Here is an 11927-nt window from a genome sequence, read left to right on the forward strand (position 1 = left end):
AAACGAGATAACAATGGGAAATTGATCTTTTTTCGACTTGTGTATACACCGTAGCGTTTATAAAACGGGGGATTCTTGGGTCGAAAGGGAGCTATTGCTTAACCCCTCACCAAGCATCGTAAGAAAACCCCTAAACTCTACGCAAAGCTTGCGATGCCTAAGTTAGCTGGGCTGCACCTATGCAAATTTCCTGTTGCTGATACTCTTGCTTAAGTGTTGAGTACAAAATTTTTTCACCACCGCCATGTCTTTGAGGTTATATAAGCGTTAGCCTAAGAAGAAGTACGAGTTGTGCTAAATAAAAAGTATTTTTTAGGGATTTCTAGGAAACTAGTAAATAACTATATGATGAAAAACTCTCAGGAGGAGCGGTAGTGAGCCTAAAAACTCTCGTTGAACAAGCCACCATCCCCCCAGATTCAGGGTCTGTAGCATCTAGTCCCTTTGATGCAGATAGCTTTAATGAAGCTGTCATGTCTACCTACGGTCGGTTTCCCTTAGCCCTAGAACGGGGTGCTGGATGCCGGGTTTGGGATACAGAGGGACGCGAATATCTGGACTTTGTAGCGGGAATTGCTACTTGTACTTTGGGACACGCCCATCCAGTTATGGTAGAAGCGGTAACACGCCAAATTCAGAAGCTGCACCATGTCTCTAATTTGTACTATATTCCTGAGCAAGGTGAATTGGCAAAATGGCTTGTTGATCATTCTTGTGCCGATCGCGTGTTTTTCTGTAACTCTGGTGCTGAAGCTAACGAAGCCGCAATTAAACTGGCGCGGAAATATGCCCACACAGTATTAGACATTGAAAAACCGATTATTTTAACCGCCAATGCCAGTTTCCACGGACGGACTTTGGCGACGATTACCGCTACGGCACAACCGAAGTATCAAAAGTATTTTGATCCCTTGGTTCCTGGTTTCCACTACGTAAATTACAACGATATTAACGCTGTGGAAGTGGCGATTACCGAGTTGGATGAAGGTGATTATCGGGTAGCAGCGATTCTGATTGAGCCATTGCAGGGAGAAGGCGGTGTGCGTCCAGGAGATGTTGCCTATTTTAAAAAGCTCCGGCAAATTTGCGACCAAACTGGCATTTTGTTGATTTTCGACGAAGTGCAAGTTGGTATGGGGCGCAGTGGCAAATTATGGGCTTACGAACATCTTGGCGTTGAACCGGATATTTTCACCAGTGCCAAAGGCTTAGGTGGCGGTATTCCCATCGGTGCAATGATGAGCAAGAAATTTTGTGATGTTTTTCAACCAGGAGAACACGCCAGTACCTTTGGCGGCAATCCTTTTGTGTGTGGTGTAGCACTCAGTGTTTGCCAGACATTAGAAAAGGAAAATATTTTGCAAAATGTGCAAGACAGAGGTGAACAATTGCGATCTGGCTTAAAGGCGATCGCAGCTAAATATCCTCAGTACATTGGCGAAGTTCGGGGTTGGGGTTTAATCAACGGTTTGGAGTTGCGAGCCGATATTCAACTAACCGCAGCAGATATCGTCAATGCTGCCATCAAACAGGGTGTATTACTCGTACCCGCCGGGCCAAAAGTTGTCCGGTTTGTACCACCGCTGATTGTCACAGAGGCGGAAGTAAACACTGCCTTGGAAGCTGTAGACAAGGCGATCGCAACTCTCATAGCTTAGGTAATCAAAAAGCGAGGATGGGTCTTTGTGTTTATCTCTCGCTTTTTCTTACTACAGCAAGCTTCACGGTAGTTAACTTGACGGTAAAACTATTGCGATCGCTTGACTAATGACTCTTGACCTTTTTTTAATTAATTTGGGGTACAGAGCCAACAATGAATCAAAGATTCAGTGATCTACAAGACGCTCGCGGACTCGCTAACGCTACGCTATCAGTGGTGGGTTCAAGCGCCCACTGATTGCAATTTTTAATTAATAATTTTTAATTTTTAATTGGAGCGAAGCGACTTGACTACTGGCTCCTTTTTGATCATTATCCAGCCGATGACAATAAGTAGCGCACCGAATACAAGAAATCCTAGATCCCAAGCTAACTCATTTGGGCCTGGTTTCACATGATGAATACCGAGAATTTGGTGGTCAATTAAACCTTCAACGAAGTCGAATAACCCAGTACCAATAAGTATTGACCCAAAAAAGGTCTGTGATGACCAAGGAACATCATCACGCCCTCCGGCACGCCATAGCAAGACAACTCCGATCACGGTGAATACCCAATCCAAGGCATGAAATAACCCATCCCATACCATGTTCAAATCTATATTCGCCGTGTTGTTCAGAGGTCGAATATTACTAAGCATGTGATGCCACTGGAGGATCTGATGCAGTAAAATTCCGTCAATAAACCCTCCAATACCTACACCAAGAAAAATTCCAGCAGTAATTAGGGGTGCGCGTCGGTTGAGGGTTTCACTTTTCGCCTCCATTGTCAACCTCATAGATAGGCTTTTTTACCAAAATACAACTCTTTTGGGAGAAATATCTTCTACCTTGAGGCAAGTACGATCGGTGAACTTAATTTAATCAATTTTCAGATTTAATCTGCATACCCGCCTTCACTGGATCGAAATCTTGGGGAAAATGAGTGCTGCGATCGTAGTCTGCTTTTTGCAGGTTCGCTCCTTTGAGATCAGCTTGGCGGAGATTCGCTGACATCAACAATGCTCCCCTAAGATCAGCATCTTTGAGATTAGCTTGATTCAGATCGGCAAAGCTTAGGTCAGTTCCCCGCAAATTTGCACCACTCAGGTTGGCTTCACTCAAGTCAGTATAACTGAGGTCAGAACCTTTCAAGTTAATGCCCTGCAAATCAGCATTACCCAGTTCTGCTTTACTAAAGTCCCGTTTTCCCGCTGCATAACTCTCCACGAGAGTAGCGGCATTATTTATGGGCTGTTGAGAATTGACTTCGGGCATATAACCTTATTACTTTCATACTAAGGATGGATGAAAAATTTCCCACTTCATCGTTTCTAAATGTAATACATGAGTTCCTTCTGCTGTCGGATTGCTCTTCGTTCACAAAGGTCTTGGAGTGTATATTTCTCCAAAACGGAGTTAGCAGCCTGACGTGCTTCCTGCCAGACTTCCTGAATTAGCTCACCTTCTACCGTGTTGGGAGTCGGCTCACAATTAGAGACAACAATATCTGACCCTTCCATGCAGGTAAAAGCATCTAATACTGTAATCTTTCCGGGATCTCGTGCTAGAACATAGCCACCTTTAGCTCCGCGGATACTTTTGATTAAACCTCCACGCCTTAATGTGGCTAGGAGTTGTTCCAAATAGCGGTTCGGTATGTCTTGTAAGACCGCTATCTCCCGAATTTGTAGGGCTTCACCGTTAGGGTAGCAGGTTGCCAACTCTAACAGGGCTAGAAGTGCGTATTCTGATTTGTTAGAGATTACCACAGGCGTAATATTTTAAACTCACACTTAAATATACAAAGTATTGAAGTTGGTTTTCCTAAGGTACTGTTAAGAAAACCTTTACAATCAACTTATTATTGACCGGCTAACTATACTTTAAAGACCTTTAAGCATAGAAGCAACTATATTTTGTTTTTAATCCGATAAATAAAAGTGATTAATTATTGTACAGTCTTTTTGAGTTTAAAATTAAAGCGCAGCAAAATTCTTAGCGCAAACCGCTATACAATACTTTTCGGTTAAGCATTTTTAACTCGGAATCGGGTTTGGGGTAAAGGGTAAAGGGTAAGGGTTAAAGGTTTTTTCTTTCCCTTTTTCCTTTTCCCCTTTTCCCCTTAACCGAGAAGTATTGAGCCGCTATACATGCAAATTTGTCGAAAATGGCAGAATGACTGTAAAGGTAGTTCCTGCATCGATCGCACTTTCAACAAAAATTTCGCCGCCATGTAAATCTACAGCTTGCTTGACGATGGACATTCCCAATCCCATTCCTGGGATATTGTCTGCATTACTGGCGCGATGGAAGGGTTCAAAGATGTGTTCAATGTCAGAAGGAGGAATGCCAATACCAGAGTCTTGAGTCTGGAATATAGCTTGGTCGTTGGCAGTGGTGACAGAAAACTTAACTGTGCTACCAATGGGAGAGTATTTTAGGCAATTCGAGAATAAATTACTCAAGATTTGCCGCAGTAGTTTCGCGTCTAAGTTAGCTGAGGTACACTGGCACTCGGCGCTAAAAACGATCGCATGTTGTGAGCGATCGCTCTGTTCTAATTCTTCTAAGAGATCGCGGCAAAATTCCCCCAAATTCAGAGGTGTTGGATTAAACTCTAGCTTGCTTGTTTCATCTTGACTAAGCACCAATACATCATTCAACAACTGAGTCATGTGCATCACAGATTTTTGAATGCGGCGCAGGTGGGTATTTTGTCGCTCATCGCTCCAGAGATGGCGATAATATTCTAGTAATTCCGCAGAAGAGTGGATGGTAGCCAAAGGGGTACGAAACTCATGGGAGGTGATGGTAAGCAAGCGGGATTTCAGTTCACTAAACTCCCTTTCTTTAGCAAGCGCTTGTCGCATCGCCTGTTCTGCCCATTGCAGCTTGCTTTGGGTTCGCTTGCTTTCGCTAATGTCCCGCAATATCCAGCGCAAACCGACTAACTTACCTTGTTGATTACGGATAGCAACCAATTTCACCGCAGCAATAATTGGTGTTTTATTACGTGGTCGCAGGTTTACTTCCCACTCTTGCATTTTCCAGTCTGGAAATTTGGCATGATCGCGCAGATGATTCAGTTTCAGATGAAAAGCAATTATTTCTTTCTCAAGCACATAAATCTCTAAGAGTTGGCCCAACAAAAAACTTTTAGAAACGTTGAGCAGAGTAGTGGCGGCTGAGTTAGCTTCCTGAATTAGCCCTTTTGTATCAGTCACAAAATAAGCGTCTGGTACTTCCTCAAATAGTTCCTGGTAGCGTTGACCTTGCGCTATCAAAGCCTGTTGGGCGTTGGATAATTCTTCATTTTGCTGCTGTAGGTCTTCATTAGCTATTTGCAGTTCTTCCAAAGCTAGGTGGATTTCTTTTAATACTTCGGTAACTAGTTCAATATCTTCCTGTGTATTTTGTTGTTCGCTCTGGCGTTGCAAAAGGGCGACGCGCTTACGCATATTCTGTATCTGTAAGGCTAATTCGTCCAATTTCACGCTCTGGCTCCTAATTTTGGATATCTAAACTTGCGTTTTATCAAGAAAGGCAGAAGGCAGGAGGCAGGAGGCAGAACGGAATACTGGCTCCTGTTTTCTGCCCGTGACCGGAGCGAACTTGGGTTTAAAACTCCGCCGAAAACAAAAGCGCTAACAATTGCTTGGGGTCTGAATCCCCATTCAATTGTTTCCTTCTGCCTTCTGCCTTCTTCAATTTAGATTCCCTATTTGGACGATCTTAGCTTTTGGAGCTTAACAGTTATTAGTTATCAAAAGAGAATTCTTCTTCAATTGGAAGTCCCTGAATGTTTTTGTCTAGCAATATTGCTTAATTTGGCTCTTAAATCTGCCCATTTGACCCCTTCTAGGCTGGGATAAACAACATGAGCGGCTCCAACTCGTTCAGCGGGGCCGAGTCCTACTGCCCACATCCCAGCGGCTATAGCCGCCTCAACGCCTGCTGCTGCATCTTCTACAACCACAGATTGCGCTGGTTCAATTCCTAGCTGCTTGGCTGCGTAGAGAAATAGGTCGGGTGCTGGCTTTGGTTGCTCTACACTATAACCGTCAGCGATCGCATCTATTTTGTCAGCAATGCCCAATCGCTCAATTACTGTCTGGGCATTTTTGCTAGCTGAACCAATACCGATTTTAATCCCAGCTTGCCGCAGTTCATCCAAGAGGGCGATCGCACCTGGTAATAAATCCTTAGATGTCATGTGTTGGATCAATTCCACATAGTAGCCATTTTTACGCTCCATCATCTCCTCAATTTGTGCTTCCGAATACGGTCTATCCCCAATAATATGCATCAGAGAAGCACGACGGGATATACCCCGCAGCGCTTCGTTAGCTTGCTGATTAAACGGTATAACCTCTTCATCTGCTAGCTTTTGCCAAGCTTGATAGTGAAGTTCTGCTGTATCTGTTAGCACACCGTCTAGGTCGAAGATGAATCCTTTAATGTTGGGCATTGGGCATTGGGCATTGGGCATTAGGGATTGGGGATTGGGGATTGGGAATTGGGCATTGGTTATCTCCATTTTCCCCTTGTCTCCTTGTTCCCTTCTCTCCTTGTTTCCATGCCCCATGCCCCATGCTCCATGCCCCATGCCCAATGCCCCATGCCCCATGCCCAATCCCTGATGCAGATCGAACTCGTGCCATAATCCTTGCCAGTGCAGTTTAAACTTGAGGCGCGTCCAGCCATCAGGGAGATGAGGTTTGGCTACGGGGCCATTTTCGGTGAGTTGGATGCCACCAAATCCAAAAATAACAGCTTGCCAAACACCACCAGCAGTAGCGCCGTGAATTCCATCGCTGGTGTTACCCCGGTTATCTTCGAGATCCACCATTAATGCCTGGATAAACACTTGGTAAGCTTCCGTTGATTTGCCCAAATCGGAAGCTAAGATGGCGTGAACTGCTGGGCCAAGGGACGAACCATAGGTAATATCGGTGCGAGGTGCATAATAATCCCAGTTTGTCTGCAATGCTTTTTCGTTGTAGGGAAAATCTGCTGATTCCCGCATTAAATAAAGGAGCATCAAGATATCTGGCTGCTTGATTACTTGATATTTATTAGTTTTTTCAATACCCAAGATGGCTTGCATGGAGCGATCGCGCCCTTCGTAGTCTGCTAAGTTAATATCTTCTGATTGGAAAAATCCCTCAAACTGCTCGATTAGTTCTGTTAATGGGTCATGGAGAAACAATATTTTGGCGATGATATCTTGCCAGTGCGATCGCTCTTGTGGTGTGAGTTTTAGTTTCTCTTCTAGTTCAGTAGCTCGTTCGGGGAACTTGTGAGCCAACCAATTATAAACTGCGATCGCTTTCTCTAGATGCCATTGGGCCATGCGATTTGTAAAGGCGTTATTGTGAACGAATTCATGGTATTCATCCACTCCGATCACTCCCCGAATCTCATAGCGTTGTAGCTCAGAATTGAATTCGACCCGGCTACCCCAGAAGATGGCGGCATCCAAAATAATCTCTGCGCCGCGCTGTTGCATCCAATCATCATCACCAGTGGCTTGCCAGTAGTTCCACGCAGCGTAGGGAATATCTGCATTAATATGAATTTCGCGATCGCGGCACCAAATCCGCACGTCTTCACCATAAAAATCATTGCCAAGTGCCCAACGTGGTGTTACTTCATCTCCGGTTTCAGCACTTTCCCAGGCAAACATTGCCCCTTTATATCCATAATGGTCTGCCTTGCGTTTAGCTCCTGGTAAGGTGTGCCAACGGTAACTGAGTAAGTTTCGGGCGATCGCTGGTTGGGTAAACAGAAAAAAGGGCAGCATGAAAATTTCTGTATCCCAAAAGATATGACCACGATAACCAAACCCAGAAAGAGTTTTAGCAGGAATGCTCACCCTATCATCATGGCGTGACCCAGCAATCAGCAGTTGAAACAGATTGTAGCGAACAGCAAAAGCAGCTTTGCTATCCCCTTCAATCAGGATGTCACTTTGCTGCCAAACCTCATCCCATGCCTGTTCATTGGCTTTTAATAGCGTTGCGTAGTCTGGTAGGTGCGCGAGTTTTTCTCTAGCTGCTGAAACTGGCGTCTCAGTCTCCCGCGAGGTAAAAACTGTTACAATTTTTTCTACCGTTACGGTCTGTTGTGATTTAGCTAAGTAAGTCGTGCTCAAGGTCGGATAACCAGGCGCGGTACTGACTTGCAAAGATGCTTCAGCGCCTGATATTTTCATACTTACGCCCATACCCAGTTCAATTCGGGAGTGGCGGGTGCGGCGTTGCAACCAAATTCCTTGGTCAGTCTTGCCCTGATCTAGCCCTTCCCAGTGATTAAAACCCTGATTTTCTGGATAGCCGTTGATACTTCCCTGAACTTCAATTAAACCATCAAAATCTACTGGCGTTAAATGGCAGCGTTGCGCCAACACATGCCGATCTGCAAGACTAGCAAAGCGTTCAAAGTGAATATCTATAGTGTTTCCACTGGGAGAGCGCCAACATAAATAACGGCTCAGAAGCCCGTAGCGTAAATCAAGCTTTCGCTCATAGTGCAATATCTCACCTTGATCGAGACGGAAGCGATCGCCATTCACAATCACTACCAAAGGTAACCAGTCAGGGCAATTTGCCAGTTCAGTATACACCACCGGCACATCGTCATAGACACCGTTGATAAAAGTAGCTGGCAATGCATGAGGATATCCTTCCTCAAAACTGCCTTTTGTCCCCAGGTATCCGTTGCCGATTGTAAAGACGGTTTCTTTAGAGTGCAATTGATCAGGGTCAAACTGGGTTTCCGTTAAGATCCAGTCTGTGTAGGTAAAATTGCGAGAACGTCCTTTTGTTTGCATAAGTGGGGAGTAGGGAATGGGGAGTGGGGAATGGGGAATGGGGAATGGGGAATGGGGAAATTTGGTGGATGAACGGAGTTCAGAGGTGGATGAATGAGTCTTTAAGCCAATGCTTTAACTTCTAACTCCCCCTGCTCCCCCACTCCCTCATCTCCCCATGTGCTTTTCCAAAATCTTTTCGGCTCTAGGTTTATAAATGAGATGAAATAAGGCTTCCATATAGCGATCTCTAGCTTCGTTATTTTCTGGAGCAACAAAGTTCCAAAAAGTAAACATTTTTGCAAGCTGTAGTAATTGATTACTATGTAAATGCCAATTGTATCTGTTATGAATTCGCTGACTCATCCATTCTGAGACTTCTTGCCAATGCTCAGGATGAGTATCGCATCGGTCAACAAAGCCTAAAATTTTCTTTGCTGTTCCTTCTAAGTCTGTAGGATTAACATTAAATCCATCCTCTTGGTTTTCGATAATTTCTAAAGAGCCGCCAAATTGAGTAGCGAAAGTTGGCAAGCCGGAAATCATAGCTTCCAAAATAGACCGACCGAAGGATTCAAAGAGGGCAAAGTGGACATAAATTCCCTGAGAATCTGCAACTACTCGGTAGGCTTCGCCGAGGTTGCAGCTAGGGAGACGCATCCCAATCCAACGAATCTTGCCATTGAGATGATATTGCTGAATAATCTCGTGGATTTTTTGGATTTCTTCTGCTTCTTCTGGGCTTGCTGTTTCATCTGGACGCAGTTTACTACTGAAGAGGATCAGGTTACAGCGCTCTTGCAACGCCTGACTTTGACCAAAGCATTCAGCTAATCCAGCGATATTTTTGATTGAAGTGATGGAAGTAACAGCAAAGATTGGTCGCTTATTAGGACGATCTAAATGGCCAAATATTTGGGGGTCTTCGCGGGTAAAGAGTAGGTCATGAATTTGGGTGCGAAGGTTAGAATCTCGGTTTTCTTTTTGGCTATAGGGAAAGAAAATTTTTTCATTTACTCCCGGCGGCACTAAGTTGAATTTAGGGCTAAACAAATCAATCCCATCAACTACATGATACATCTGTGGCATCGTAAAGCATTTGTAAGACTCGTATTGACCTATGGTATCTGGTGTGCCGACAATTTCTTGATAGGAAGATGTGATGATAAACTCGGCTGCATTCATGCTAATTAAATCAGCAGTAAATTGTACCGAGAAATGATACTTGTCTTCTAAATCTTGCCAATATAAATTACTAAATAGATATTTAGGTTTTTCCAAGGAATGAGCAATGTTGCATTGGGTAACTTTCATCCGGCGAGATAAGAGAAAAGCTACTAAGTTACCGTCGCTGTAGTTGCCAATAAGAAGATTAGGTTTGCCTTGGAATTGAGCTAGTAATTCTTTTTCTGCATCTAGGGCAAATTGTTCTAAATAAGGCCAAATCTCAAATTTAGAAATCCAATTGTTGGTAATTTCAGGATTGAATTCACCAAAAGGAACGCGCAATATCCAAGCATTTTCAGTATCTTCTACTTTTTCTAAGCGCAGATTGCAAAATGTTCCTTCACAGTTAGGGATGAGCCGGGTGAGAATAATTACATGGGGTTTAATCCCTAGCACATCAAGTCCGGCGAGTTTAATTTGTTCACGCAGTTCGTTTTCTAAGCTGCGAGCTTGTTCGAGGACGTAGATAACTTGACCGAGTGTTTCATCTCTTCCCAAAACATCTTCCTGTCCAACCCAGCCGTGGACGGAAATGAGGACGACGCGAAAGACGGCGGGGACGCGGGCTACAAATGTTTCTAAGATGCCAGGTTCTGGAGAGTAAATGAGTCGGTCGAGGAGTTGTAGGGTTTGGGAGACTCGCGCCGCAGTATTACCCCAACCCGGCTCAAAGCCAAGTTCTTGGAGATCAAAGCGGAATTTTTCATAAGGTTCATCAGGCGATCGCTCATTCAGCAATTTGAGCGCTAGCTTAATTTGTTTGGCCAGGTGAATACCTGAAGGAATGCGATCGCTCAATAGCAGAAGAGTTTTATCGTGTTTTAGCCCCTGTAATGCTTGAAATAACATTTCTACCCAATATTGGGGGTCAGTCAACAATTGATTGCACAGGTAACGGTTAAGGAAGGCTAAACCTTGACCAATATTTCTGGGATCGTCGATTCTTGGGGAACTCTCATAAAAGGGGTGGAGGTCGATTTCGAGAATGTGGGGTTGGTAGCGGTTGACTAGGCGATCTCTCACATCTAGCAGCGTTTGAGGCGTCATCTGCTCGAAACTATTAAAATCGCCTGTTAGTTTCCAAACTTCCTGGTTAGCAATCTTAGGTCGAACCACGAACCAGGTATTTTCCTCTTCGAGAATTATTTCGTGGGTGTACTGTATCAGTTTGCCAATAGAAGAAGAGTAGTAAAAATAAGCAGGCTTTTGGGATTGATGACAGTAATCGGCAAAAGCTTGTAAAATCTCATTTCTCAGGAAGTAACGTTTACCTGAAGTACTCAACGCAGAAATCAACTGATGCAAAGCAGTTTTTTCATCACCGTTAAAGACAGCTTGAACTAGTTCATACATGATGACGAATTCCAGAACTTTAGTTAGGTCACGACCTCATTTTTATCTCCAGTTTCCGGTTTTCTGAGGTAGATTTCCCCTTTAATGGTATATAACTATGAAAACCACCGCGTCTAACTCTGGGATGAAACGATGCGAGAGCTTCAAATCTATAGAATGAATTAACAGAGGATGATAGCCAAGCAAATACCAAATCCTCTGTGATTAGCTCTAATAGCCAAGCTTATTTTAATGTTTTAAATATCCTATGGTATCTAAAATAATATTGATATATAGCAATATTAAATGAGTTGTGAAAATCGAGAGACTAAGATCCCCGACTTCTCAAAGAAGTCGGGGATCTTATTGTTCACGACTGATTTATAACTGCTATATCAAGCCTAATGTAATAACTTTTTGCAGCGCTTTTTCAAATGTTATTCCCTGCTTGATGGAGATATACAATAATACTATTGTTGCTGAACGAATTGAGTTATCGCAATGTATCAAAATCGGTTTGGGTAATTCAGTGATGATCTGATACATCTGGAGCATATTGTGATAATTAATATCTTGAGATTTAATTGGAAAGTTAACGTAATCCAATCCTAAAAACTCTGTCTTCTCCTGTTCATTAGCCAGTAAGCCTGTTTCGTCGGGCAAACATAGGTTCAGTACAGATTTATAGCCCTCATCAGCTATCTGTTTCAGCTGGTCTAGTGTAATTTGTCCAGCGATCGCTAACTCATCATTAATTTTCCTAATAATGTTCATCAGCCGGATTAACCCCACTTTGCCCTCGTTGCCCAAGCTCTAAACTTAGCAAAGCAATTTGAGGAACTTGTGAGGAAATTATCAAAGTATTGGGCATTGGGCATTGGGCATTGGGCATTGGGCATTGGGCATTGGGCATTGGG

General features: G+C 43.6%; 8 protein-coding genes. 1 reads left to right on the top strand and 7 read right to left on the bottom strand.

What is annotated here, in order from left to right:
• The first annotated feature begins 374 nt into the window (after window positions 1–374).
• The gene (locus tag VB740_RS33245; protein ID WP_323204085.1) at window positions 375–1658 is read left to right on the top strand and encodes an aspartate aminotransferase family protein; all 1284 of its coding nucleotides are present in this window, start codon (window positions 375–377) and stop codon (window positions 1656–1658) included.
• Window positions 1659–1927: 269 nt separating this feature from the next.
• Here the strand turns inward: VB740_RS33245 and VB740_RS33250 are convergent, their stop codons facing one another.
• The 7 genes from VB740_RS33250 to VB740_RS33280 form a co-directional block, all read right to left on the bottom strand.
• Window positions 1928–2425, bottom strand: coding sequence for a DUF2243 domain-containing protein (locus VB740_RS33250; RefSeq protein WP_323204086.1), 498 nt, complete (start codon window positions 2423–2425; stop codon window positions 1928–1930).
• A gap of 97 nt (window positions 2426–2522) precedes the next feature.
• Window positions 2523–2915, bottom strand: coding sequence for a pentapeptide repeat-containing protein (locus VB740_RS33255; RefSeq protein ID WP_323204087.1), 393 nt, complete (start codon window positions 2913–2915; stop codon window positions 2523–2525).
• A gap of 56 nt (window positions 2916–2971) precedes the next feature.
• Entirely contained in the window at window positions 2972–3409 is a 438-nt protein-coding gene (locus tag VB740_RS33260; protein ID WP_323204088.1) for an Rrf2 family transcriptional regulator, read from the bottom strand.
• Window positions 3410–3784: 375 nt separating this feature from the next.
• Window positions 3785–5134 carry an ATP-binding protein gene (locus tag VB740_RS33265; RefSeq protein WP_323204089.1) on the bottom strand — a complete coding sequence of 450 codons (1350 nt, stop codon included), beginning with the start codon at window positions 5132–5134 and terminating at the stop codon, window positions 3785–3787.
• Window positions 5135–5421: 287 nt separating this feature from the next.
• A complete protein-coding gene (pgmB, locus tag VB740_RS33270; protein WP_323204090.1) occupies window positions 5422–8472 on the bottom strand; it encodes a beta-phosphoglucomutase in 3051 nt (1016 codons plus the stop codon).
• 147 nt (window positions 8473–8619) lie between these two features.
• On the bottom strand, window positions 8620–11031 hold the full coding sequence (locus tag VB740_RS33275; RefSeq protein WP_323204091.1) for a sucrose synthase: 2412 nt from the start codon (window positions 11029–11031) through the stop codon (window positions 8620–8622).
• Window positions 11032–11400: 369 nt separating this feature from the next.
• Window positions 11401–11784 carry a beta-lactamase hydrolase domain-containing protein gene (locus VB740_RS33280; protein ID WP_323204092.1) on the bottom strand — a complete coding sequence of 128 codons (384 nt, stop codon included), beginning with the start codon at window positions 11782–11784 and terminating at the stop codon, window positions 11401–11403.
• Window positions 11785–11927 lie beyond the last annotated feature (143 nt).

The organism is Nostoc sp. UHCC 0251 (assembly GCF_034932245.1).
Classification (GTDB): domain Bacteria; phylum Cyanobacteriota; class Cyanobacteriia; order Cyanobacteriales; family Nostocaceae; genus Nostoc.